Source organism: Micromonospora profundi (assembly GCF_011927785.1).
Lineage (GTDB): Bacteria > Actinomycetota > Actinomycetes > Mycobacteriales > Micromonosporaceae > Micromonospora > Micromonospora profundi.
In genome coordinates, this window is the sequence record NZ_JAATJK010000001.1 from 6,770,134 (window position 1) to 6,793,136 (window position 23,003).

General features: G+C 72.3%; 22 protein-coding genes and 2 pseudogenes. 13 read left to right on the forward strand and 11 right to left on the reverse strand.

Annotated elements, in window-relative coordinates; all coding sequences use genetic code 11:
• Window positions 1–3: 3 nt before the first annotated feature.
• Window positions 4–1,599 carry an alpha/beta hydrolase gene (locus F4558_RS30440; RefSeq protein WP_167947019.1) on the reverse strand — a complete coding sequence of 532 codons (1,596 nt, stop codon included), beginning with the start codon at window positions 1,597–1,599 and terminating at the stop codon, window positions 4–6.
• The gene (locus F4558_RS30445) at window positions 1,596–1,892 is read right to left on the reverse strand and encodes a hypothetical protein (protein ID WP_053659538.1); all 297 of its coding nucleotides are present in this window, start codon (window positions 1,890–1,892) and stop codon (window positions 1,596–1,598) included. The genes F4558_RS30440 and F4558_RS30445 overlap by 4 nt, the downstream gene beginning before the upstream one ends.
• Window positions 1,893–2,132: 240 nt before the next feature.
• On the opposite strand from F4558_RS30445, the gene F4558_RS30450 reads away from it, so the two are divergent.
• The 5 genes from F4558_RS30450 to ung all read left to right on the forward strand — a co-directional run bounded on the left by F4558_RS30450 (window position 2,133) and on the right by ung (window position 7,220).
• Window positions 2,133–3,608 (forward strand): NAD(P)H-hydrate dehydratase, encoded by a 1,476-nt coding sequence (locus F4558_RS30450; protein ID WP_167947021.1) that lies wholly within the window; start codon window positions 2,133–2,135, stop codon window positions 3,606–3,608.
• Window positions 3,609–3,692: 84 nt separating this feature from the next.
• Window positions 3,693–4,811 (forward strand): alanine racemase, encoded by a 1,119-nt coding sequence (gene alr, locus F4558_RS30455; RefSeq protein WP_167947023.1) that lies wholly within the window; start codon window positions 3,693–3,695, stop codon window positions 4,809–4,811.
• 55 nt (window positions 4,812–4,866) lie between these two features.
• Window positions 4,867–5,970, forward strand: a complete 1,104-nt coding sequence (locus F4558_RS30460) for an alpha/beta fold hydrolase (RefSeq protein ID WP_053659532.1) — start codon at window positions 4,867–4,869, stop codon at window positions 5,968–5,970.
• On the forward strand, window positions 5,967–6,449 hold the full coding sequence (gene tsaE, locus F4558_RS30465) for a tRNA (adenosine(37)-N6)-threonylcarbamoyltransferase complex ATPase subunit type 1 TsaE (RefSeq protein ID WP_167947025.1): 483 nt from the start codon (window positions 5,967–5,969) through the stop codon (window positions 6,447–6,449). Before F4558_RS30460 ends, tsaE begins: the two co-directional genes overlap by 4 nt.
• Before the next feature lie 69 nt (window positions 6,450–6,518).
• Entirely contained in the window at window positions 6,519–7,220 is a 702-nt protein-coding gene (gene ung, locus F4558_RS30470) for a uracil-DNA glycosylase (protein ID WP_053659544.1), read from the forward strand.
• A gap of 175 nt (window positions 7,221–7,395) precedes the next feature.
• Here ung and F4558_RS30475 read toward each other — a convergent pair whose 3' ends face one another.
• Window positions 7,396–8,094, reverse strand: coding sequence for a helix-turn-helix domain-containing protein (locus F4558_RS30475; RefSeq protein ID WP_167947027.1), 699 nt, complete (start codon window positions 8,092–8,094; stop codon window positions 7,396–7,398).
• A 782-nt stretch (window positions 8,095–8,876) separates the two neighbouring features.
• Here F4558_RS30475 and tsaB point away from each other — a divergent pair.
• Genes tsaB through F4558_RS30495 form a run of 4 tightly spaced genes read left to right on the forward strand, consistent with a single transcriptional unit; the run spans window position 8,877 to window position 11,344 of the window.
• Window positions 8,877–9,554 (forward strand): tRNA (adenosine(37)-N6)-threonylcarbamoyltransferase complex dimerization subunit type 1 TsaB, encoded by a 678-nt coding sequence (gene tsaB, locus F4558_RS30480; RefSeq protein WP_167947029.1) that lies wholly within the window; start codon window positions 8,877–8,879, stop codon window positions 9,552–9,554.
• Entirely contained in the window at window positions 9,551–10,036 is a 486-nt protein-coding gene (gene rimI, locus F4558_RS30485) for a ribosomal protein S18-alanine N-acetyltransferase (protein WP_167947031.1), read from the forward strand. Before tsaB ends, rimI begins: the two co-directional genes overlap by 4 nt.
• Window positions 10,029–11,075 carry a tRNA (adenosine(37)-N6)-threonylcarbamoyltransferase complex transferase subunit TsaD gene (tsaD, locus tag F4558_RS30490; RefSeq protein WP_053660578.1) on the forward strand — a complete coding sequence of 349 codons (1,047 nt, stop codon included), beginning with the start codon at window positions 10,029–10,031 and terminating at the stop codon, window positions 11,073–11,075. The genes rimI and tsaD overlap by 8 nt, the downstream gene beginning before the upstream one ends.
• Before the next feature lie 14 nt (window positions 11,076–11,089).
• Entirely contained in the window at window positions 11,090–11,344 is a 255-nt protein-coding gene (locus tag F4558_RS30495; RefSeq protein ID WP_053660576.1) for a hypothetical protein, read from the forward strand.
• Between the two features lie 19 nt (window positions 11,345–11,363).
• On the opposite strand, the gene F4558_RS30500 is transcribed toward F4558_RS30495, so the two are convergent.
• The 8 genes from F4558_RS30500 to F4558_RS30535 all read right to left on the reverse strand — a co-directional run bounded on the left by F4558_RS30500 (window position 11,364) and on the right by F4558_RS30535 (window position 18,918).
• Window positions 11,364–12,104: a DUF4142 domain-containing protein gene (locus F4558_RS30500; protein WP_053660574.1), complete on the reverse strand. Its 741-nt coding sequence runs from the start codon at window positions 12,102–12,104 to the stop codon at window positions 11,364–11,366.
• A 126-nt stretch (window positions 12,105–12,230) separates the two neighbouring features.
• Entirely contained in the window at window positions 12,231–12,539 is a 309-nt protein-coding gene (locus F4558_RS30505) for a DUF1707 SHOCT-like domain-containing protein (protein ID WP_167947033.1), read from the reverse strand.
• A 19-nt stretch (window positions 12,540–12,558) separates the two neighbouring features.
• On the reverse strand, window positions 12,559–13,740 hold the full coding sequence (locus F4558_RS30510; RefSeq protein ID WP_053660570.1) for an ROK family protein: 1,182 nt from the start codon (window positions 13,738–13,740) through the stop codon (window positions 12,559–12,561).
• Window positions 13,741–13,764: 24 nt separating this feature from the next.
• Entirely contained in the window at window positions 13,765–15,027 is a 1,263-nt protein-coding gene (locus tag F4558_RS30515; RefSeq protein ID WP_053660568.1) for a sugar ABC transporter permease, read from the reverse strand.
• Window positions 15,024–15,848: an ATP-binding cassette domain-containing protein gene (locus F4558_RS30520; RefSeq protein WP_053660566.1), complete on the reverse strand. Its 825-nt coding sequence runs from the start codon at window positions 15,846–15,848 to the stop codon at window positions 15,024–15,026. The genes F4558_RS30515 and F4558_RS30520 overlap by 4 nt, the downstream gene beginning before the upstream one ends.
• A 110-nt stretch (window positions 15,849–15,958) precedes the next feature.
• Window positions 15,959–17,053, reverse strand: coding sequence for a sugar ABC transporter substrate-binding protein (locus F4558_RS30525; RefSeq protein WP_167947035.1), 1,095 nt, complete (start codon window positions 17,051–17,053; stop codon window positions 15,959–15,961).
• 178 nt (window positions 17,054–17,231) lie between these two features.
• Entirely contained in the window at window positions 17,232–17,711 is a 480-nt protein-coding gene (ybaK, locus tag F4558_RS30530; protein ID WP_167947037.1) for a Cys-tRNA(Pro) deacylase, read from the reverse strand.
• Window positions 17,712–17,721: 10 nt separating this feature from the next.
• The gene (locus F4558_RS30535) at window positions 17,722–18,918 is read right to left on the reverse strand and encodes a THUMP-like domain-containing protein (protein ID WP_167947039.1); all 1,197 of its coding nucleotides are present in this window, start codon (window positions 18,916–18,918) and stop codon (window positions 17,722–17,724) included.
• A gap of 307 nt (window positions 18,919–19,225) precedes the next feature.
• On the opposite strand from F4558_RS30535, the gene groES reads away from it, so the two are divergent.
• The 4 genes and pseudogenes from groES to F4558_RS30550 form a co-directional block, all read left to right on the forward strand.
• Window positions 19,226–19,534: a co-chaperone GroES gene (groES, locus tag F4558_RS30540; protein WP_007465101.1), complete on the forward strand. Its 309-nt coding sequence runs from the start codon at window positions 19,226–19,228 to the stop codon at window positions 19,532–19,534.
• Window positions 19,535–19,604: 70 nt separating this feature from the next.
• Window positions 19,605–21,251 carry a chaperonin GroEL gene (groL, locus tag F4558_RS30545; protein WP_167947041.1) on the forward strand — a complete coding sequence of 549 codons (1,647 nt, stop codon included), beginning with the start codon at window positions 19,605–19,607 and terminating at the stop codon, window positions 21,249–21,251.
• A gap of 124 nt (window positions 21,252–21,375) precedes the next feature.
• A pseudogene (locus F4558_RS32430) lies at window positions 21,376–21,846 on the forward strand (molybdopterin-binding oxidoreductase); the annotation flags it as partial.
• A 75-nt stretch (window positions 21,847–21,921) separates the two neighbouring features.
• Window positions 21,922–22,989 (forward strand): annotated as a pseudogene (locus F4558_RS30550) (molybdopterin-dependent oxidoreductase); the annotation flags it as partial.
• Window positions 22,990–23,003: the final 14 nt, after the last annotated feature.

The following is a 23,003-nucleotide window of genomic DNA, read 5'->3' on the forward strand; positions in this document are numbered from 1 at the left end:
CCCTCAGCGGCCCAGCACGACCCGGGCCATCCCGTCCAGTGCGGGGTTGCCCGGGTCCCAGTAACCGGAGTGCCCGCCTCGCCCGCTGCGGAAGACCCGACCGCCGAACCCGGGATCGGCCGGGTCGTGACCGAACCACAGCTCGTGACCGGTGCGGTCGGGCCAGCCCAGAACGGCGGCGAGCGGCGCCGACCCCAGGAGTGCCCGCCGGCCGAACTCGTCCACCGGCTGGGCCAGGCGGATCACGTCGTCGGGGGCCTGGCTGGCCCACACCTGCCGGGCCGGTACGCCCAACTCGCCGGCGTGTGCCGCACCGACCCCGGGCGAGCCGACGAACACCAGCGCGTCGGCGGCCAACCCGTGCTCCCGGGCGGCCATCCCCACCACCAGCGACCCGTAGCTGTGCCCGAGCACGGTCTGCCGGGCCGGCGGCCCCTCGTGGCTGGCGCGTAGCCCTTCCTGGAAGCGGTGCAGCGCCGAGCCGGCATCCCGGGCCGGGCCGGCCGACGCCGCGTCGGTGAGGAAATCGGGCGCGTCGTAATCGAGCCAGAGCACGGCTGCGCTGCGCTCACCCGGCGCGAGTGCCGCGCACCGGTCCAGCACCCGCCCCGCGCGACCCAGCTCGCCGGGGGCGTCGTCCAGACCGGAGCCCGTCCCCGGCACGTACGTCAACACCCGGTCGGCCTGGTCCGGGTCGCCGAGCGCCACCACCACCCGGCCGTCGCCTGCGGGGTCCAGCCCCAGCAGGTACGCCCGCGGCTCCCCGGATGCCGTCAGGCGCTCGACAAGCGCGTCCAGGCCGGCCAGCCGGGCCGCCACCGCCCGCAGCCGCGCCGACGCGATCGGCCCGGGAGGCACCCGCGCCAGCAGCAGCAGCCGCCGCTCGGCGAGCAACTCCGCACGCCTGGACCCGAGCAACAGCCGGTTGGCCTGGTCCCGGGCGGACACCGGTAACCCGTCAAGCCGGCCGACCAGAGCTGGCTCGCGCACCACCAGCCACCGTCGCTGGGCCGGAGTCAAACCGGCCCACCAGGCGCGCACCAGGGCCGGCGAGGCACCGGGACCGGGCCGGCCGGGCGGCGGCGGGGACACCCAACCGGACCCGGCGGCCCGTGCCAGCTCGTCCAGCCGGTCGGCGGCCAGCCGGTCCGCAGCGCCGGCCCGGTCGAGCGCGTCCCGCAGCGCCGCCGTGGCCCCGGCCGCCGCGACGCCGGCACGCTCGGTCGGCGCAGCCCGGGACGGGTCGGCCCGCACCGCGCCCGTCCGGTCCACCACCAGACCGGCCGCGTCGGCCAGTCTGACCGCCTCGGCGAGCCGGGCCTTCGCCACCGTCAGCCGCCCGGCCAGCTCGGCCAGCACCTGATCGGCCTCGATCAGCGCGGGCGCGACAGATGTCAGCTCGTCGCGAAGACCGTTGAGGCGGGAACCGGCAGCGGTGGCCGCCGCACCGGACCAGCCGCCCCGCAACCGTCCGGCGGTCGATCCCAGGCCGTCGACGCGCTGCTGCACCGGCCCGGTCAACCCGGCCCAGGCCGCCCCGGCGGCCCGCCACCCGCCCGGGTCGGCGGCCCAGAGCTGCCGGTAGCCGACGCCGGTCATCGGGGCAGGCCAGTGAACCGGCCGGCAGCCCGGTCGTCCACCGTCTCGTACGCCTCGGCCGACGCCCGCACCCCACCCGAGGTCGCCGCCACCTGGGCGCCCAGCCGACAGAACCAGGAGTGCCCGGCCGCCTCCAGCCCGGCCAGCGCCGTGGCGGCCCGCCAGCCTTCCGCCGGCACCAGCAGGCCGGGCACCCGGGCCAGACCCAGCACCAACCGGTACGCCTCGTCGTCGAGCGCGCCGGCCACGGCCCGCAACTCCTGCGGCTGGACGGCGAACGGCTCCTCGGTCATGACCCCACCCCCGTTGGACGATCGGCATCGACGCGCTGACGCTAGGCCTGGTCGGAGGGCGGCGAGGTGCCCTGTGGACAGCCGGCTGACGGCGTACCCCAGGGGTGTCCACAGGCGTTGCCCACCGCGTGCCCGACGGCTAATCTGCGGCCCCCGCCGCCGGTAGGGTGAAGCGGTGATCGTCGGCATCGGCCGGGTGGGCCGCGCCGGCCCACCCGTGAACGGACGGAGCACGGTGACATGAGACCGGTGTGGCGGGTGGCCGACGTGCGGGCGGCCGAGGCGGGCCTGATGGGCACGCTGCCGAGCGGCACGCTTATGCAGCGCGCCGCCGCCGGGCTGGCCCGCCGGGCCGCGCTGCTGCTCGCCGAGCGGGGCGGGGTGTACGGCGGACGGGTGCTGCTGTTGGTCGGCTCCGGCGACAACGGTGGCGACGCGCTCTACGCCGGGGAGCGGCTGGCCCGCCGGGGCGTCGAGGTGTCCGCCCTGCTGATCGCCCCCGGGCGGGCGCATGCCGCGGGCCTGGCCGCGCTGCGAGCCGCTGGTGGTCGGTTGGTCAACCGCCCGAGCGGCCCCGCCGACCTGGTCCTCGACGGCATCGTCGGCATCGGGGGCACGGGCGGGTTGCGGGCGAACGCCGACGGGATGGTCCAGCGCCTCGACGAGCTGCGCGGCCGCGACGGCGGACGGGCCACAGTACTGGCCGTGGACGTGCCGAGCGGGGTGGCCGTGGACACCGGGCACGTCCCGCCGGCCGTGTCCGACCGGCCCACAGCGGTACGCGCCGACGTGACTGTGACGTTCGGCGCGCTGAAGCCCGCCCTGGTGGTCGGGCCGGCAGCCGCGCTGGCCGGGCAGGTGGAACTTGTCGACATCGGGCTGCGGCCATGGCTGCGGGGCACACCGGCGCTGCAGGTCACCGAGTGGTCCGACGTCGTGCAGTGGTGGCCGGAGCTGGGCGCGGCGTCGGAGAAGTACACCCGGGGTGTGGTGGGGGTGGCGACCGGCTCGGCGACGTACCCGGGTGCGGCAGTGCTCTCCGTCGGCGGCGCCCTCGCGGGGCCGACCGGCCTGGTCCGCTACGCCGGGGGCGCCCGGGGCGAGGTGCTGCACCAGCACCCCTCGGTGATCGCCACCGGTCGGGTCGCCGGGGCCGGCCGGGTGCAGGCCTGGGTGTGCGGCTCCGGGCTGGGCACCGGCGAGGACGCGGCAGCCGAGCTGCGGGCGGTCCTGGCCGCACCGGTGCCTGTGGTGCTCGACGCCGACGCGCTGACCCTGCTCGTGGACGGCTCCCTCGCCGACCGGCTGCGCGGCCGGGATGCGCCGATCGTGGTCACTCCGCACGACAGGGAGTTCACCCGGCTCTGTGGGGAGGAGCCCGGCGCCGACCGGGTCGGTGCCGCACTGCGGCTGGCCGCCTGGATGAACGCGGTGGTGCTGCTCAAGGGGGACCGCACGGTGATCGGCACGCCGGACGGCCGGGCGTACGTCAACCCGACCGGCACCCCGGCGCTTGCCACCGGCGGCACTGGTGACGTGCTGGCCGGCCTGCTTGGCTCGTTCCTGGCGGCCGGGGTGCCGGCGGACCGGGCCGCAGCCGCGGCCGCGTACCTGCACGGGCTGGCCGGTCGGGAGGCGGCCCGGAGTGGCCCGGTGACCGCGACCGACGTGGTGGCCGGCCTGCGCCCGGTCATCGCCCAGTTGAGCGGGTCGTGACCGTTTCGGGTCGACTGTCGGGTTGACGGGTCGGGGCCGTGCGTCGCCGCCCGCGGTGATCAGCGCGGAAAGTAGGCTGGGTACATGTGGCAGGCCGAGGTACGTGTCGACCTTGACGCGATCCGCGAGAACGTGAGCCGGCTCCGCTCCGGCACGACCGCCGAGGTGATGGCGGTCGTCAAGGGCGACGGGTACGGCCACGGCATGCTCCCGGCCGCCCGTGCCGCCCTGGACGCCGGCGCCGACTGGCTCGGCGTGTGCACCCTCGACGAGGCGCTGACGCTGCGCCGGGGCGGGATCACCGCGCCGGTGCTGGCCTGGCTGCTCGCACCCGGGCTGCCCCTGCACGAGGGGGTCAGCGCGGGGGTGGACCTGAGCGCGGCCAGCCTGCCGCAACTGGACGAGATGATCGAGGCGAGCCGCCGCGCTGAACGTCCGGCCAGGCTGCACCTGAAGATCGACACCGGGCTCTCCCGAGGTGGCGCCACCGTCGCCGACTGGCCGGAGCTGCTGGACGCCGCCGCGAAGGCGCAGACCGACGGCATGGTCGAGGTGGTCGGTGTGTGGAGCCATTTCGTGTACGCGGACATGCCCGGCCACCCCACCACCGACCGCCAGTTGGCCGTCTTCCACGAGGGCCTGGCCATGGTCGAGCAGGCCGGGCTGCGCCCCCGCTGGCGGCACCTCGCCAACTCGGCGGCCACCCTGACCCGCCCCGACACGCACTTCGACCTGGTCCGCCCCGGACTGGCCGTCTACGGCCTGTCCCCGGTGGCCGGCGAGACGTACGGGCTGCGACCGGCGATGACCGCCCGCGCCCGGGTGATGCTCACCAAGCGGGTGCCCGCCGGCACCGGCGTCTCCTACGGGCACACCTACACCACGGACGCGGACGCGAATCTGGCCCTGGTGCCTCTCGGCTACGCCGACGGGGTACCCCGGCACGCGTCCAACACCGGGCCAGTGCAGCTCGCCGGGGCACGCCGGACCATTTCCGGGCGGGTCTGCATGGACCAGTTCGTGATCGACTGTGGCGACGACCCGGTGGTCGACGGTGACGTCGCGACGTTGTTCGGCGACGGCAGGGACGGCGCACCGACCGCCGACGACTGGGCCGAGGCGGCCGGCACGATCAACTACGAGATCGTCACCCGGTTCGGCAGCACCCGGGTGCCCCGCGTCTACGACGGCGAACGACCGTGAGCGCGAGGAGTGAGCCGGGTTTGCGAGCCCCGCAGTCGCGAACAGGGTTGGCGTCATGAGCTACCGCATCCCTCGTCCGCGGACGGCCGCCGGCCGGGTCGCCGGCCTGCTGGGCGCTGCGGTGGGTGTCGCCGCGGCCGGTCTGGCCGCCGGTGTCGCGACCGAACGCACCCTGGTGCGGCGGCTCAAGGCCGACCCCGCCGACCGTTACGCGCATGAGAGGTTCGACGAGCAGCCGTGCGACGAGGCGTTCCGGCTGGAACTGCCGGACGGCACCGACATCCACGTCGAGGTGGTGGAGCCGACCCGCCCGGTGCCCGGGCATCCCACGGTGGTGCTCGTGCACGGCTTCTGCCTGGACATGGGCACATTCCACTTCCAGCGCCAGATGCTCGCCGCCCGCGGCGACTACCGGATCGTCGCGTACGACCAGCCGGGTCACGGCCGGTCCGGCCGGTTGGAGACCGGCGAGTACGACCTCGCGGTGCTGGGCCGGACGCTGCGTCAGGTGATCGACCGGACCGCCCCGGACGGGCCACTGGTGCTTGTCGGCCACTCGATGGGCGGCATGACCATCATGGCGTTCGCCGAGTTGTTCCCGGAGTTGTTCGGTGACCGGGTGGTCGGCACCGTCCTGATGGCCACCTCGGGCGGGTTGATCGCGGAGACCAAGCTTGTCGCGCCGGCGCTGCTGGGCCGGGTCGGTGGCCCGGTGCTGTACATGGCCAGCAACGCCACCCGGTACGGCGGCCAGGTGATCGACAGAGCCCGCAGGTCCACGTCGAACGTGGCCTGGCTGCTCACCCGCAAGTACGGCTTCGGCACCCGTAAGCCCAGCCCTGCGTTGGTGTCCTACGTGGAGATGATGAACTCCCGAACGTCGGCTGACACGGTGACCCGCTACCTGCGGACCATTGCCACGCACTCGCGATTCCCGGCACTTGCCGCGTTGGCGAACGCCCCGGTGCTGGTGGTCGTCGGCGACAAGGACATGATCACTCCGGTGACTCATTCGGAGGAGATCGTCCGGCGGTTGCCGCATGCCGAGTTCGTCAAGATCAAGGACAGCGGGCACGTGGTGATGCTGGAGCACGCCGACGAGGTCAACGCCGCGCTGGAGCGGTTTCTCGAGTCACTGGAGAGCGTGGAGGACCGGTGAGTCACGTCGTCAAACTGCCGACCGTCGAGGACACCCGCGAGTTCGGTCGCCGGCTGGCCGGTCTGCTGCGCGCCGGTGACCTGGTGCTGTTGACCGGGCCGCTGGGCGCGGGCAAGACGGCACTCACCCAAGGCATCGGCGCCGGGCTTGGCGTGCTTGGCGACATCACCTCACCGACGTTCGTGATCGCCCGGGTGCACCGGCCGGACCCGGCACGGGGTGGCCAGGTGTCGTTGGTGCACGCCGACGCGTACCGCTTGGGCGACGCCAGCGACCCCCGTGCCGAGATCGACGATCTGGACCTGGACGCCTCGGTGGACGAGTCGGTGACCGTTGTGGAGTGGGGCGAGGGCCTGGTGGAGCAGTTGGTCGACGCGCACCTGCGGGTCCGCATCGACCGCCGCGACGACGACACTCGGATCATCGAGCTGGACCCGGTGGGCGGCGACTGGGCCAGGCGGCTCGCCGACTTGGGTTAGGCCGACGGGCCGCTGTCGTACGCGGTGCCTAGAGTGCGGGGGACCGACCCGCGCTGGAAGAGGTTCCTGATGCCCGACGACGCTCCCGCCCTGGATCTTTTGGCCCTGTTGCCGGAGCCGTGGCGTGCCGTGCTCACTCCCCACCTGGATCCGGCCCGCACCGCCGCGCTGGCCGAGTTCGTCACCCGGGAGTACGCGACACACACCGTCTTCCCGCCTCTGGAGGACCTGTTCTCGGCATACCGGCTCTGCCCGCCGCAGAGCACCCGGGTGTTGATCCTCGGGCAGGACCCGTACCACCGGGCCGGGCAGGCACACGGGCTCAGCTTCAGCGTCCGCGACGGGGTGGCGGTGCCGCCGTCCCTGCGCAACGTCTTCAAGGAGCTGGCCGAGGACGTCGGCGTGCCCAAGCCGAGTGGCGGCAACCTCGCAGGTTGGGCCGCGCAGGGCGTGCTGCTGCTCAACGCGGTGCTGACCGTGCGCCAGGCCACACCGGGCTCGCACGCCAACGCCGGTTGGGAAGAGTTCACCGACGCCACCATCCGTGCGCTGGACGCCTCGACGGACCGGGTGGTCTTCCTGCTCTGGGGCGGCTACGCCCGTAAGAAGGCGGCCCTGGTCACCAACCCGCAGCACGTCGTGCTGGAGGCCGGTCATCCCAGCCCGATGAACCCCCGAGGCTTCCTCGGCAGCCGCCCGTTCAGCGCGGCCAACAAGGCCCTAGCCGACGCTGGCCTTCCCACCATCGACTGGGAGCGCACCGCCAGCTGACCGCGCCTGCCGTCTGCTGACCGCGCCGCAGCGCCGTGCCGCCGCGCCGTGCTGGCCGCGCCCGGGCTGGGCTGGCCGCGCCGCGCCCGGGCTGGGCTGGCCGCGCCGGGCTGGCAGTGCCGTTTCGTGTGGCCGGTCGTGCAGGTGCGCCCGGCTGCCGGTCGGTGGGTCAATCTCAGCTGGCCAGCTGTCGGGCCCGGTAGCGGCGTAGCAGCTCGGCGGCCCGCGGTTCGGTCAACTCCAGCTCGACCAGCGGCACCACCTGGTAACCCCGCCCGCCGTGGCGTACCTCAATGGTTGCGGGCAGCTCGTCGCACATCGTGGCCCGGATCTCGCCGTAGCGGGTCGACCAACGGTGCTCGCCCGGTTCTTCAGGATCCAGCCACACCCCGCCGAATTCACCCCAGCGGGCGTTCCACCGCTGGCCGTAGTTCGCCTCCAGCCAGCCTGTGAACGGTTTCGAGTCCTGCCAGCGCAGGGCGATTTCCAGCGCGTCGACCGGCACCGGCGCGCCCTGCAACAGCGCCGCAGTGCTTCCGGTGATCACCTTCGGGAGATCGGGGAGCCGGTCGAGCAACCGGCCTAGATCCAGCTCATCGATCCGCTCGGCGATCGGTCGGGCGGCCAGGTCGTCGATCCGGGCGTCGAGGTGCGCGTCGAGAGGTTCGACCCCGACGGTCAGCTGGATATCCATCGCAGCGAGCAACGTTTCGAGGATGGCGATGCTGGGAGTGCGGCTGCCGCTCTCGACCCGGGCAACCGCCGCCTGGCTGACCCCGGCCATCTCGGCGAGCTGACGTTGGTTCAGCTCGCGTAGGTGCCGTTGTTGACGCACTGTGGCGCCCAGCAGGGTGCCGAGGCGAGTGGATGACATTCCGGCATGGTGGACCGGCCCGAGTTGCCTGCGATACCGCTGTGGCACATTGCTGACTCGCCAGCATGGTGGGCAGGTGTGTTCGTGAGGCCGGCATCCATGGGGCAGGCATCCATCCGACCGGTATCCGTGTGGCCGGCGGCCGCCTGGTCAGACTCGATGGCGGCCTGCCTGCCTGCGGCCTCACTCTGACGAGCTTGATACCTGTGAGTCATCAATATGACTCACAGGTATCAAGCTCACGAGCGAATGCGCCGCCCGCCGGCCCGGAAGGCGGTGGGCAGGGCCGAGCTTGGCAGTCAGGGCAGCGCTGCCGAACGGTGGCGGCGGTGGGCGAGTCCGAGCTGCGAGGTGAGGCCGCGTTGCCGACAGGCCCGGGCGGCGATGGGTAGGTCCGAGCTGCGGGGCAGCCGGCGTTTGCCGACGGGCCTGGCGGCGGTTGGCGCGTCCGAGCGGCGGAGTTAGCCGGCGCGCCGCCGGGCGGTGCTCGGCGGTGCTCGGCGGTGCCGGTGGCGCCTGGTGGTGCTCGGCGGTGCTCGGCGGTGCCGGTGGCGCCTGGCGGTGCCGGTGGCGCCTGGTGGTGCCCGGCGGTGCCCGGCGGTGCCGGTAGTGCTCGGCGGTGCGGGCGAGGCGGGTGGTGCCGGTGGTGTGGTCGGCGGATGGGTGAGGGCTGGACGGCGGCGGGGGCGGGTCGGGGGGAAATGGGCCAAGGCCGGGAGGGGCGGGCGGGAGGGGCGGGGCGTGACCGGGTGGTGGCGGTGGGGCGGCTAGGCTGGCTTACCGTGCTCGTACTCGTGGTGGACAGCTCAACCCCCGCGGTGACCGCAGCGCTGGTGGAGGTCTCGGCTGCCGGCGTGACGTCCCGTGCGCACCGGTGCACGGTCGACGCCCGCGCGCACGGTGAACTGCTCGCGCCCCAGATCGAGGCGGTCCTTGCCGACGTCGGCGCGCGTCCGGGTGACCTGGCCGCCATCGTCGCCGGGCTCGGTCCGGGGCCGTTCACGGGGCTGCGGGTCGGGCTGGTCACCGCCGCCACGATGGGTCAGGTGCTCGGCATCCCCACGTACGGCGTCTGCTCCCTCGACGGGATCGGCCACCCGGCGGCCGTCGGTGAGCCGGTGCTGGCGGCCAGCGACGCCCGTCGGCGGGAACTGTACTGGGCCGTCTACGACGGCGCGGGCCAGCGAATCGTCGGTCCAGAGGTGTCCACGCCGGCTGTGGCCGCCGCACGCGCCCGGGAGTTGGGGGCAACTGTCGCGGTGGGCGACGGAGCACACCGGTACGCCGAGGTCCTGGAGATGCCGGTCCGGGTCGAGCCCCGCTACCCGGATGCCACAGTGCTGGCGCTGCTCGCCGGCGAGCGGATCCGGGCCGGCGCGCCCGGTGAACGACTCACCCCGCTCTACCTGCGCCGACCGGACGCGGTGGCGGCGACCGCCCGCAAACCGGTCCTCCCGTGAGCACGACCGTCCGGCTGGAACCGTTCCGTTGGTGGCACGTCAACGAGGTGCTGCCGATCGAGGCGGACCTCTTCGGTGCCGAACAATGGTCGCCGGCGATGTTCTGGAACGAACTGGCCAACGGGCATTACTACCGTGTCGCGGTCGACGCCGACGGCACCATTCTCGGCTACGCCGGGCTCGCCGGAGCCCCGCCGGACGAGGTGTGGGTGCAGAACATCGCAGTCCGCCGGGACGCCCAGCGACGCGGCGTGGGACGTGCCCTGCTGGAGGACCTGCTCGCCGAGGCAGCCCGGCGCGGTGCCCGCAACACCCTGCTTGAGGTCGCCGCGGACAACGTCGCCGCGCAGCGGCTCTACGCGATGTACGGCTTCGAGCCGATCGGGGTGCGGCGCGGCTACTACCAACCGAGCAACACCGACGCGCTGGTCATGCAACGCGTCGCCGAGCCGACCGGGAACGGACCACACGACAATGGCTGACGAACCGCTGATCCTGGGCATCGAAACCTCCTGCGACGAGACCGGTGTCGGCATCGTGCGGGGGCACACCCTGCTTGCCGACGCGCTCGCGTCGAGCGTCGAGGAGCACGCCCGCTTCGGTGGCGTGGTACCCGAGGTGGCCAGCCGCGCCCACTTGGAAGCCATCGTGCCGACCATGCAGCGGGCTCTGACCGAAGCCGGCGTCACCCTGGCCGACATCGACGCCATCGCGGTCACCTCCGGGCCCGGTCTCGCCGGTGCCCTGCTGGTCGGCGTCGCCGCAGCCAAGGGGTACGCGTTGGCCGCCGAGAAGCCGGTGTACGGCGTGAACCACCTCGCCGCACACGTCGCGGTGGACACGTTGGAGCACGGGCCGCTGCCGGAACCCGCCATCGCGTTGCTCGTCTCCGGCGGGCACTCGTCCCTGCTGCTCGTCGACGACCTGGCCCGGGGCGTGACCCCACTCGGCGCGACAATCGACGACGCGGCCGGTGAGGCGTTCGACAAGGTTGCCCGGCTGCTCGGGTTGCCGTTCCCGGGTGGCCCGCCCATCGACCGGGAGGCACGGGCCGGTGACGCCGCCTCGATCGCCTTCCCGCGCGGCCTCACCGCAGCCAAGGACCTCGCCGCCCATAGGTATGACTTCTCGTTCTCCGGGCTCAAGACCGCCGTCGCCCGCTGGGTCGAGGCGCGGCAGCGCGCCGGTGAGCCGGTGCCGGTGGCCGACGTGGCAGCCTCCTTCCAGGAGGCGGTCTGCGACGTGCTGACCAGCAAGGCGCTCGCCGCCTGCCGGGCGAACGGCATCGACACGCTGGTGATCGGCGGGGGAGTGGCGGCGAACTCCCGACTGCGGGCGCTTGCCGAGCAGCGGGCCGAGAAGTACGGCATCCGGGTCCGGGTGCCCCGGCCGAAACTGTGCACCGACAACGGGGCGATGGTGGCGGCGCTCGGTTCGCACCTGGTCGCCGCCGGGGTCGCGCCGAGCCGGCTGGACCTGCCGGCCGACTCGGCGCTGCCGCTGACAACGGTCAGCGTGTGACGGGGGCACCGGAGATGATCGTGCGGATGTGGGAGGCGCGGGCCGAGGCGTACGGTGTCGCGGACCTGATCACGTGGGTGTGCGACACCGCCCTGCCCGAGTTGGAGCACGACCCGTTGCACGTGTCCAGTGAGGTCTTCTCCTCCACCGACCACCGGGTGGTGGTGATCTCCAAGTGGCGCAGCAACCCGCGCCCGCTGCCCGATCCGCCCGCCCTGCTGGTGGCCCGCGCCCCGCACTCCTGGGATTTCACCCAGGTCGACCGCTGAACGGGGCCACCAACGACTGTCAGTTGCGGCGCAACATGCGGTAGGTGGCGATCCCGCCGGTGCCCAGTGCGGCGAGGAAGACCAGCCAGACGACAGTGCTGCTGACACCGACCTGTGGGCCGGTGTTGGCTGCGGCGGCGGCCAGCAGCCCGTCTGAGCCCGGAGCGGGCAGGGCGGCCGGCGGCAGTTCCGGCCAACGGACCAGGCCGGTGCTCTCCAACATCTGCATGTGGTGCATGACGAAGCCGTTGGCGTCGTCGCAGAGCTTGCGGACCGTCGCGTCACGGGTGCTGGCCCGCACCGCACCGATCACCGGGAAGATCTTGCCGTGGGCCACCCGGAGCCGGGTGACGAAGATCTGGTCGAACCGGGCGCCGGATGCCTTCTGCATCTCGGCCAGCCAGCCCTTCTGCTCGGCGGTCGGTTCACTGGGGATGGTCGCGCCGAGCTTGTTTGCGGCATCCACGACGAGCTGGTCGAGCTTCTGGTGCTCGTTGGCGATGCCCGCACCGATCTCCCGGACCTTTGCCGACTGCCCCTTCTCGGCGGCCATCTGGCCGGCGGGCATCTCCCACAGCCCGGCCAGCCGCACCCCGTTGAGCAACGTCATGTCTGCGGCGTTGAGCTGTTGCCCACCGGCGGGAGCGGCGACGGCCACGCCGGGCAGCACACCGATCCCCGCGACGATCGCGATGAGCAGCAGCGCCGCCCGGTGGGTCCGGTTGCCCGGCTGGCGACGGGCGGATCTGAGCGGTGCCATGTCTGGGGTGCCTCCTCGGTCCGGACCGAAACGCGCGTCTGGACCGGGCAGCCGTTGCCTACCGGCTGCCCGTCCGCCCACTGGTACGGACTTTCCGCTCGATCAGTTCATCGGCGCGGGCGCGGATCAGCGGGTGATGGCGAGGAGACCACCGAGCAGCAGCAGGGTCACAGCGGCGACGGCGAAGAGCACCAGCAGCTCCCGGCGGCCGTGCCCCAGGTGCTCGGCGCCGGCCGGGGTGCTGGCGCCGGCGCCGGGTAGAGCTGGCAGGTCACGGGTCAGCACGGCGAGGTCACCGAGGGTACGGGCCGTCCATACAGCACCTACCCGTTCGGAGAACTCGTCGAGCGTCAGCCGGCCCGCTGTGGTGTGCCGGTGCAGCTCGGCGACCACCCGATGGCGGTCGTCGTCGGAGGCGCGCAGCTCGACATCCACGCCGGACAGGGTACGCGCGTCAGCCCACGTCGAGGGGGTCCGCGAGGAGCCGCTCGAAGGCCAGCTCGGCGGCGCCGATCAGGGGCGCGTCCTCGCCCAGTTGGGGGGTGCGCAGCCGGACGTGCTCCAGGCACGCGCCAAGCGCGTTGGAGTTGAGGCGGCTGCGGATCTGGGCTGCCGAGGCGAGGTAGAGGTCGCGCATGGTGCCGCCGAAGATGAGCATCTCGGGGTTGAAGACGTTCACCAGGTTGGCGATTCCGAAGCCGAGCCAGTCGCCGGCCTGGCGTACCGCCGTCTGGGCTCGTGCGTCACCCCGGTCGGCGGCGTCGAAGACGGCCAGCAGCGCCTCGCGGCCCCGGGCGTCGGAGCGCCCGGCGGCCCGCAGCAGGCCGTGCTCGCCGATCTCGGTTTCCCAGCAGCCCCGGGCCCCGCACTCGCAGGGCAGGCCGTCGCGGACCACCTTCATGTGGCCGACCTCGCCGCCGTATCCGCCGTGCCCGGTGAGCCTTCGTCCACCGGCGATGATGCCGGCGCCGACCCCGACATCGCCGTACAGGTAGATGACGTTGTCGCAGCCGGCCGCGACGCCCCGGGTGTGCTCGGCGAACGCCGCCACGTCGGCCACGTTGCCCACGGTGATCGGTACGTCGATGCCGAGTTCGGCGCCGAGCGCCGCGCCGATCGGCTCGTCCACCCAGCCGGTGGTGGGACCGAGCCGGACCAGGCCGTCGTCGCGGCGGACCATGCCGCAGACGGCCACGCCCGCGCCGACGCAGATCGCGTCGGCGGGCACCGTCTGCTGCATCTCCTTGACCGCGCCGGCCAGCAGCGGCGCGGCCTCGGCGGCCAACAGGCCGCGCGGTCGGTCCAGGTCGCGGCGGTCCAGCACCGCGCCGCCGAGCCCGACGCGGGCGGCGCGCAGCCGGTCAACCTCGACGGAGTACGCGTACGCGTACACCCGGTTGGATTCGGGCCGGACGACCAGTGACGGACGTCCGGCCCGGCCGGTCTCCTTCGGTGTGCCCTCGCTGACCAGACCCACTGCGGTCAGGTCGGCGGTGAGGGCCCCGATGGTGCTGCGGTTCAGCCTCAGGGTGGTGGTCAGTTCGGCCCGTGTGGTCGCCCCGTGGACGTGTACGTGTCGCAGCAGAGCCCCCAGGTTCTGCCGCCGGACCTCGTCCTGGCTTGGTGCCGGGCGCATGTGGTGTCACCTCCCCCCGCGTGATCAGCGGGTGCCGGTGGCGGCTGCCCGGCGGCGGGAGAAGGCGTCGACGCTGGCGGCGAGCATGAGTACGACGCCGGTGACCACGTACTTGACTCCCGCGCTGTAACCCATGAGGCCCATTCCGTTGTCGATGACCGCGACCACCGCTCCACCGAGGACGGCGTCGAAGACCCGGCCCTTGCCGCCGAAGAGGCTGGTGCCGCCGATCACCGCCGCGCCGACGGCGTAGAGCAGTACGTTACTGCCCCCGGTGTTGGGGTCGACCGAGTTGGCTCGGCTGGCCGCCACGATGCCGCCGACGGCAGCCATCGAGGAGCAGATGACGAATACCGAGATCCGGATGCGGTCCACCTCGATGCCGGCGCGTCGGGCAGCTTCCCTGTTGCCGCCCACAGCGTAGATGTGGCGCCCGTAGCTGGTGCGCTGGAGCACGAAGGTCCAGATGATGAGCAGAACGGCGATGACCGGTACGACGATCGGCACGCCCTTGAGGGAGCTGATGAGGACGTTGCGGCTGCGCTCCAGGTTGAGGATGTAGACCGCCGCGCCGAGGATGACGGCGAGGCCGCCGATCCGGACGGCCACCACTGCCAGCGGGTCGGTGATGAGGCCGCGGGCCACCCGGTTGCGGTGGCGCAGCAGTTGCACAGCGGCGTAGCCGGCGACGGCGAGGATGGCCAGGACCCAGCCCAGGGCGGGGCTGAGGTTGCGGTTGGCGATGGCGACAAGCACGTCGTCGCGTACGGAGATGTTCGTGCCCTCCTTCATGAGCATCAGCACGATGCCCTGGAAGGCGAGGAACCCGGCGAGGGTGACCACGAAGGACGGAATGCCGATCTTCGCGACGAGCAGGCCGAGAGTGGTGCCGATGACGACGCCGGTGGCGACGGCGGCGAGCACGGCGACCCACCAGGGGTAGCCGAGAACTGTGACCACGTTGGCGAGTACGGCTGCGCAGACGCCGCTGGCGAAGCCTGCGGAGAGGTCGATCTCGCCGAGCAGCAGGACGAAGACGAGCCCCATCGCGATGAGCGTGACCGCCGCACCCTGTGTGAAGAGGTTGGCGAAGTTGCCGGCGGACAGGAACGACGACGGCTGCATGATCGCGAAGACGGTGCAGAGCACGAGAAGGCCGAGAACGGCAGGGAGCGCGCCGACGTCGCCGCCGCGTACCCGGCTCACGTAGGTGCGGACGTGGCCCTCGATTGTCGGCGGCGGTGTGACGGCGGCGGGGCCGTCCTTCCGCACGGCGGTGGTGGTCATCGGTCGCCTCCTGAGGTCGAGTCGGCCAGCTGGTTGCCGTTGCCGTTGCCGCCCGTACCCGGGTCGGTGGCGAGGCCGAGCCCGCCCGAGCGCCCTGCGGTGATCAGCTCGACCACCTGGGAATGGGTGATGTCGGTGGTCTTCACCTGGGCGACCATCTGGCCGAGGTACAGCGCGGCGATGCGGTCGGAGACGGCGAAGACGTCGTTCATGTTGTGCGAGATGAGCACCACGGCGAGGCCGTTGTCGGCGAGCCGGCGGACCAGTTCGAGCACCTGGGCGGTCTGCGCGACGCCGAGGGCGGCGGTGGGCTCGTCCAGGATTACCAGTCTGCTGTTCCACAGCACCGCCTTGGCGATGGCCACGGTCTGTCGCTGGCCGCCGGAGAGGCTGGAGACGTGCTGGCGCAGCGAGGTGACGGTGCGCACGGACAGCCCGGCGAGCGTCTCGGCGGCGAGCTGTTCCATCGTGGGCTCGTCCAGGACGATGCCGCGGCGCTTCTCCCGGCCGAGGAACATGTTCTGCACGATGTCGAGGTTGTCGCAGAGGGCGAGGTCCTGGTAGACGACCTCGATGCCGAGGTCGGCGGCGTCCCGCGGGCTGCTGATGCTCACCTGTTCGCCGTTGAACAGGAACTCGCCGGCGTCGGTGGGGTAGATGCCGCTGATGCACTTGACCAGGGTCGACTTGCCGGCGCCGTTGTCGCCGACGAGGGCCGTCACCTCGCCCGGGTGGGCGGTGAAGGCGACATCGCGGAGCACCTGGACGGGACCGAAGCTCTTGTCGATCCCGCGTAGTTCCAGCAGGGGGGTCGCGGACACGGGGGTCTCCTTAGGAGGGTCGGGGCCTGGCCGGCGGGCGCCGCCCGGCACGGGAGGGTGGCTCCCGTGCCGGGCGGCGGGTGTCGTCCCGGCGGGTACTGCGTCGTCGGTCAGCTGATGCCGGCGTCGGCGCAGAGCTTGGCGTACGTCCCGGCGCAGACCTCTTCCTTCGTCACGTAGCCGTCGGCGATGACGTCCTTGACGTTCTCCTTGTAGATGGCCTTCGGGGTGAGCAGCACCGAGGGGACGTCGCGGCCGCCTTCGGGGTCCTTCACCGTCTGGCCGGTGTCCTTCTTCTCGCCCTTGGCCAGCGCGATGGCCAGGTCGGAGGCAGCCTTGGCCTCTTCCCGGACCGCCTTGTAGACGGTCATGCACTGGTCGCCGGCGAGGATGTTCTGCAGGCCCTCGGTGCTGGCGTCCTGCCCGGTGACCGGGACCTTGCCGTTGAGCTTGTTCTTCTTGAGCACCGAGATGGCCGCGTTGCCGAGGCCGTCGTTGGCGGCCAGCACACCGTCGATCTTGCCGTTGGCCTTGGTGAGCTGCTGCTCGAAGATCGTCGTGGCCTGTGCGTTGTCCCAGGCCGGTACGGCGTCCTCGGGGCCCTTGACGTACTCCTTGGCGTCGAACTTCGGCTTGAGCACCGAGTCGTAGCCGTTCTTGAACAGGGTGGCGTTGTTGTCGGTGGGGGAGCCGTTCAGGTACGACACGACGGGGTTCTTGGCGCCCTGCGCGGTCAGGCACTTCGCCAGGCCCTCGCCCTGGAGCTTGCCGACGGTCTCGTTGTCGAAGCTGACGTAGTACTGGGCCGAGCCGCCCAGGGTGAGCCGGTCGTAGTCGATGGTCGCGACGCCCTGCGACTTGGCCTTGTCGAGGACGGCCTTACCGGTGCCGGAGTCCAGGTTGACGATCATCAGAACGGTGACGCCGCCGGTGATCATCTGGTCGGCGATGGTCTGGAAGGCGGTCTTGTCGTTCTGGGCGTTCTGGATGTCGTACTGGACGCCGGCGGCCTCGAACGCTTCCTTGAGGAACTTGCGGTCCGCGGTCTCCCAGCGGACGGACGACTTGCTGTCCGGGAGGATCACGCCGATCTTGGGAGTCTTGGCGGAGCTGGCCTGGCCGCCGGAGTCGTCGTCGCCACAGGCGGTCAAGCCGCCGGTCGCGAGCAGGCCCACGGCGGCGATGGTGAGGATCCCCTTACGCATGTGCAGGGTCCTTTCGGAAGGTGGAGGAGGTGTAGTTTGTTGTGCCCGGCAACGTATTGCGCTGCGCGCCGAGTCCACAAGACCGCGTAGGTGCAGAGTTTGTTGATAGCGATAACAATTCAGCAACGTGGTTGTTACTCATCGCTCATCCGCCAGACGTCGACCGTCATGAAAGCCCTCAGTGGGCTTGCAACGCCGCGGTGCGGGCCTCGGTCAGGGCCACCAGATCAGCCGCCGCCAGCTCCAGTTGCAGACCGCGCCGGCCAGCGGAGACGTAGATCGTCGGCAGGTCCAGTGCGGACTCGTCAAGCACCGTGGGCAGCCGCCGACGCTGCCCGAGCGGGCTGATACCGCCCCGTACGTAGCCCGTGGCCCGCTCGGCGACCGATCGGTCGGCGAGCGTCGCCCGCTTGCCTCCGGCAGCGGCGGCGAGAGCCTTGAGGTCCAGTTCTCCGGTGACCGGAACGACTGCCACCGTGAGCGCACCGTCGACCTCGGTCACCAACGACTTGAACACCTGCTCCGGTGCCACACCGAGCGCCGCCGCCACCAGCGCGCCGTAGTTCGGCGCGTCCGGAGACACCCGGTACGGATGGATGCGATGCGCGACGCCATGCTTGACCAGCAGTGCCGTCGCCGGAGTGCCCTGTCCCGCCACGCCTGAGAACCTAGTCGACAGGCCGGCAGACAAGCACCGTCGGCGACCCGGCCACCCGGGTCAGCACCAGGCTCGCCGCCTGGTCGCCGGCCAGCCGCAGATCCTTGCGGAGCTGTTCCGGGGTGAGCGCCGAACCCCGCTTGAGGATCTCCACCCGCCCCACCCTGCGGTCCCGCAGCAGCGCCCGCAGGCGCTTGAGCGAGAACGGCAGCACGTCGGTGACCTCCAGGCAGCGCGCGTACGGGGTGCGGGTCGGCTGGTCGCCGTAGAGGTAGGCGATGCTCGGGTCGCCGAGGGTGGCGTCCAGCTCACCGGCCAGCTCGGCGATGAGGTGCGCGCGTACCACCGCCGCGTCCGGGTCGTACAGGTAGCGGCGTGGTGGCCCGACCGGGGCCTCGACGGCACCCGAGCCGGTCAGCTCGTGGCGGCGGAACCCGGCGCCCTCCTGGCGGTGGACGGTGGCGCGGCGGGGCTCCCGGGCCAGTTCGCCGCACCAGAGCGCCGCCTCGACGAGGTCGCCGTCCACGCTCACCCACTCCGCCTCCGCGCCGGGCGGGATGAGCGCGTGATCCAACCCCGGCGCCACCTTCACCACAGTGCGGGGCACCCGTTCGGCAAGCCCGGTCACGAAGTCCCACGGTGGTGAGTAGGCACGCGGGTCGAAGATCCGACGGCCGGTGCCGGCCCGACGCCGGGCCGGGTCGCAGAAGACGCCGTCGACCCGGGAGACGTCGAACGCTGTGGCGTCGCCGCACTCGACAGTGAAGCGCTCGGCCAGCCCCGCCGCTGCGGCGTTGGCGGCTGCCATCTCGGCGGTCACCGGGTCGGCCTCCACCCCGTACACCCGGATGCCGGCGCGGGCGGCGGCGAGCGCGTCGGCGCCGAGGCCGCAACCCAGGTCGGCCAGCGTGCGGACGCCGGCCGCGTGCAGCCGTTCGGCGCGGCGGTCCGCGACGACCCGGCGGGTGGCCTGCTCCAGGCCGGCGCGGGTGAGGAACATCCCGGCGGCGGCCGGGCCGAACTTGCCGACCGCCCGGTGGCGCAGCTCCGCCTGGGTGAGCGCCGCCGCCGCGAGCGCGGGTGGCACCCCGGCCGATCGAAGGGCCGACGCCGCCGCCAGCGGGTCGCCGCCGGCCAGCCCGGCCGCCGCCGCGAGTGCGGCCGACCCCTCGGGGGTACGCAGCGCAGCCAGCTGATCGAGATCCACCCGAGCATTGTCCCGACCAGCGGCAGTGGCGGCCGGTCCGGGTTGATGACCGACGCCGGCGCGCCGAGATTGTGGCGACACGACAGGCCGTGCGTTGGCACTCTCCTTGACGGAGTGCCAGCCACGGAATAACCTGCGATTAGCACTCTCACCCCGAGGGTGCCAGCTTCCGGGTCTCGCGACCCGGGTGCGCAACGCCAGGCGGACCGGCACCCGCGACGACGGCCCCGCCCGGTGGCATGTGGCAATTGACGCTGGCCGGCCCCGCCGGCCGGTAACGAAACCAGTACCCCAGGAGGGTATGCCCGTGACTACCGCGACCAAGGTTGCGATCAAGCCGCTCGAGGACCGCATCGTGGTCCAGGCGAACGAGGCTGAGACCACCACGGCGTCGGGCATCGTGATCCCCGACACCGCCAAGGAGAAGCCGCAGGAGGGCACTGTCCTCGCTGTGGGCCCGGGGCGCGTCGACGACAACGGCAACCGGGTTCCGGTTGACGTGCAGGTCGGCGACACCGTCCTCTACTCGAAGTACGGCGGCACCGAGGTCAAGTACGCCGGCGAAGAGTACCTGGTGCTCTCCGCCCGCGACGTCCTCGCGGTCATCGAGAAGTAAGCAACCGATCAGTGTCGTTGCCCCGGTCCGGCTCGCCGGGCCGGGGCAACGTCGCTTCGAAGGGACATTTATGGCGAAGATCCTGAGCTTCTCGGACGACGCCCGACACCTGCTGGAGCACGGTGTCAACGCCCTCGCTGACGCGGTCAAGGTCACCCTCGGCCCGCGCGGGCGCAACGTCGTCCTGGACAAGAAATTCGGTGCGCCGACGATCACCAACGATGGTGTGACCATCGCCAAGGAGATCGAGCTCACCAACCCCTACGAGAACCTCGGCGCGCAGCTGGTCAAGGAGGTGGCGACCAAGACCAACGACGTCGCCGGCGACGGGACCACCACCGCGACCGTGCTGGCGCAGGCGATGGTCCGTGAGGGCCTGCGCAACGTGACCGCCGGCACCAACCCGGCTGGCCTCAAGCGGGGCGTCGACGCGGCAGCCACCAAGATCTCCGAGGCGCTGCTCGGTCGGGCCGTCGAGGTCGCCGACCAGAAGGCGATCGCGAACGTTGCCACGATCTCCGCGCAGGACTCCACGATCGGCGAGCTGATCGCCGAGGCGATGGAGCGGGTCGGCCGCGACGGCGTCATCACCGTCGAAGAGGGCTCGATGCTCACCACCGAGCTGGAGGTGACCGAGGGTCTCCAGTTCGACAAGGGCTTCATCTCGCCCAACTTCGTCACCGACCTGGAGGGCCAGGAGTCCGTCCTCGAGGACGCCTACATCCTGGTCACCACGCAGAAGATCTCCGCGATCGAGGAGCTGCTGCCGCTGCTGGAGAAGGTCCTCCAGAACAGCAAGCCGCTGCTGATCATCGCCGAGGACGTGGAGGGCCAGGCGCTCTCCACCCTCGTGGTCAACTCGCTGCGCAAGACCCTCAAGGTCTGCGCGGTGAAGGCCCCGGGCTTCGGTGACCGGCGCAAGGCGCTGCTCCAGGACATCGCCATCTCCACCGGCGCCGAACTGGTCGCCCCGGAGCTGGGCTACAAGATCGACCAGGTTGGCCTTGAGGTGCTGGGCACCGCTCGGCGCGTCGTGGTCGACAAGGAGAACACCACGATCGTCGACGGCGGCGGCCAGAAGGCCGACGTCGAGGACCGGGTGTCCCAGATCCGCAAGGAGATCGAGGCCTCCGACTCCGACTGGGACCGGGAGAAGCTGGCCGAGCGGCTCGCGAAGCTCTCCGGCGGTATCGCCGTGATCAAGGTTGGCGCGGCGACCGAGGTCGAGATGAAGGAGCGCAAGCACCGCATCGAGGACGCCATCGCGGCGACCAAGGCCGCGGTCGAGGAGGGCACCGTGCCCGGCGGCGGCGCCGCCCTGGTGCAGATCCTTCCGGTGCTCGACGACGACCTGGGCTTCACCGGTGACGAGAAGGTCGGCGTCTCGATCGTGCGCAAGGCGCTCGTCGAGCCGCTGCGCTGGATCGCGCAGAACGCCGGCCACGACGGCTACGTCGTGACCCAGAAGGTCGCCGAGATGCAGTGGGGCCACGGCCTCGACGCCGCCACCGGCGAGTACGGCGACCTGGTCAAGGCCGGCATCATCGACCCGGTGAAGGTGACCCGCAACGCGGTCACCAACGCCGCCTCGATCGCCGGCCTGCTGCTCACCACGGAGAGCCTCGTGGTGGAGAAGCCGGAGCAGGCCGAGCAGGCCGGCGCCGGTGGGCACGGCCACGGCCACGGTCACGGTCACCAGCACGGCCCGGGCTTCTGACCCGCTAGCACCACCCTTTCCGGGGCACACCGTCCACGACGGTGTGCCCCGGCTTGTTCCCGAAACCGCCATCGAGCGCCGTCACGGTTGGCAGCCCGGCGAGCCGACCGCGCACACTGGGTCGATGAGCACCACGTCGCGGCGGTACGCCGCGCTGGCCGGAGTCACCGCCGCCACCGTCGCCATCGGAGTCGCCGAACCGGTGGCCGTACTGACCGGACCCCGGTCGGCGCCGCTGGTAGCGGTCGGCGGGGTGGTCGTCGACGCCGTTCCCGAGCCGCTGAAGCAATTCGCCATCGACGTCTTCGGCACCGCCGACAAGATCGCCCTGCTGGTCGGCACGGCCCTGCTGCTGGGCGGGTTCGCGGCGCTCATCGGAGTGCTCGCGGCGCGTCGACTGGCGATCGGGCTGGCCGGTATCGCCGCGCTGGGCGCCGTCGGGGTGGCCGCCGCGCTGACCCGTCCCGGCGCTGACCTCGCCGACGCCCTGCCGTCGCTCGTCGGCGGTGGGCTGGGCGCGCTGGTGCTCTGGCTGTTCATCGCCGGCCCGTTCGAGATGGACCCCTGGCCCTGGTCGCCACCAACCCCACCCGCGCCGCCCCCGGCCGCCTCGCCGCCTCCGGGTGGGCCTTCGAACCTGGCCGGGTCGGAGCGGCCGGAGGCGGTCGACCCGGAGTCGCGACGGCGGTTCCTCACCGGCACCGGGGTGCTGCTCGGCACGGCCGCGGTGGCCGGTCTGGGCGGGCGCTGGCTGGCCGGGCGGCGCGGGGTGTCGGCCGCCCGGGACGCGATTCGCCTGCCCGCGCCTGCCGTACCCGCGGCGGCGGTGCCGGCGGGCGCGGACCTGTCGCTGGCGCAGCTCGCGCCGTACGTCACCCCGAACTTCGGCTTCTACCGCATCGACACCGCGCTCGTGGTGCCGCAGGTGGACCCGGACACGTGGCGGCTGCGCATCCACGGGCGGGTCGGCACCGAACGCACCTACACGTACGCCGACCTGCTGGCCCGGCCGCTGGTCGAGCGCTACGTGACGCTTGCCTGCGTCTCCAACGAGGTGGGCGGCGACCTGATCGGCAACGCCCGCTGGCTGGGCGTACCCCTTCGGGAGCTGCTCGACGAGGTCGACCCGGACGACGACGCCGACCAGGTCGTCGGTCGGTCGGTCGACGGCTGGACCTGCGGCACCCCCACGGCGGCTCTGCGCGACGGGCGCGACGCGCTGCTGGCCATCGGCATGAACGGTGAACCCTTGCCGGTCGACCACGGTTTCCCCGCCCGGATGGTGGTGCCGGGCCTCTACGGCTACGTGTCGGCGTGCAAGTGGGTGACCGAGTTGGAGCTGACCCGGTTCGCGGACTTCGACGCGTACTGGGTGCCGCGCGGCTGGTCCGTCGAGGGGCCGATCAAGACCCAGTCGCGGATCGACGCGCCCCGCAGGCGCAACCGGCTGACCGCCGGGCCGGTGACCGTCGCCGGGGTGGCCTGGGCGCAGCATCGGGGCATCCGACGGGTCGAGGTGCGCGTCGACGACGGCGAGTGGCAGGAGGCGGAGTTGGCGCCCACGGTGTCGGTGGACACCTGGGTGCAGTGGTCCTGGCGCTGGGACGCCACGCCGGGCGAGCACCGACTCCAGGTCCGGGCCACCGACGCGACAGGCGAGACCCAGACCGAGCGTACGCAGGGTGTCGTCCCCGACGGCGCCACCGGCTGGCACACGGTCCCCGTCCTGGTCCGCTGAGCACCCGCTCACGC

Bases quoted from the DNA above. Each gene is read 5' to 3' on its own strand.
- F4558_RS30525 (WP_167947035.1), bottom strand. From the start codon at position 17,053: ATGCGTAAGGGGATCCTCACCATCGCCGCCGTGGGCCTGCTCGCGACC.
- F4558_RS30460 (WP_053659532.1), top strand. From the start codon at position 4,867: ATGAGCTACCGCATCCCTCGTCCGCGGACGGCCGCCGGCCGGGTCGCC.
- F4558_RS30510 (WP_053660570.1), bottom strand. From the start codon at position 13,740: ATGCGCCCGGCACCAAGCCAGGACGAGGTCCGGCGGCAGAACCTGGGG.
- F4558_RS30495 (WP_053660576.1), top strand. From the start codon at position 11,090: ATGATCGTGCGGATGTGGGAGGCGCGGGCCGAGGCGTACGGTGTCGCG.
- ung (WP_053659544.1), top strand. From the start codon at position 6,519: ATGCCCGACGACGCTCCCGCCCTGGATCTTTTGGCCCTGTTGCCGGAG.
- F4558_RS30515 (WP_053660568.1), bottom strand. From the start codon at position 15,027: ATGACCACCACCGCCGTGCGGAAGGACGGCCCCGCCGCCGTCACACCG.
- F4558_RS30440 (WP_167947019.1), bottom strand. From the start codon at position 1,599: ATGACCGGCGTCGGCTACCGGCAGCTCTGGGCCGCCGACCCGGGCGGG.
- F4558_RS30500 (WP_053660574.1), bottom strand. From the start codon at position 12,104: ATGGCACCGCTCAGATCCGCCCGTCGCCAGCCGGGCAACCGGACCCAC.
- F4558_RS30450 (WP_167947021.1), top strand. From the start codon at position 2,133: ATGAGACCGGTGTGGCGGGTGGCCGACGTGCGGGCGGCCGAGGCGGGC.
- alr (WP_167947023.1), top strand. From the start codon at position 3,693: ATGTGGCAGGCCGAGGTACGTGTCGACCTTGACGCGATCCGCGAGAAC.
- F4558_RS30475 (WP_167947027.1), bottom strand. From the start codon at position 8,094: ATGTCATCCACTCGCCTCGGCACCCTGCTGGGCGCCACAGTGCGTCAA.
- F4558_RS30445 (WP_053659538.1), bottom strand. From the start codon at position 1,892: ATGACCGAGGAGCCGTTCGCCGTCCAGCCGCAGGAGTTGCGGGCCGTG.
- tsaD (WP_053660578.1), top strand. From the start codon at position 10,029: ATGGCTGACGAACCGCTGATCCTGGGCATCGAAACCTCCTGCGACGAG.
- groL (WP_167947041.1), top strand. From the start codon at position 19,605: ATGGCGAAGATCCTGAGCTTCTCGGACGACGCCCGACACCTGCTGGAG.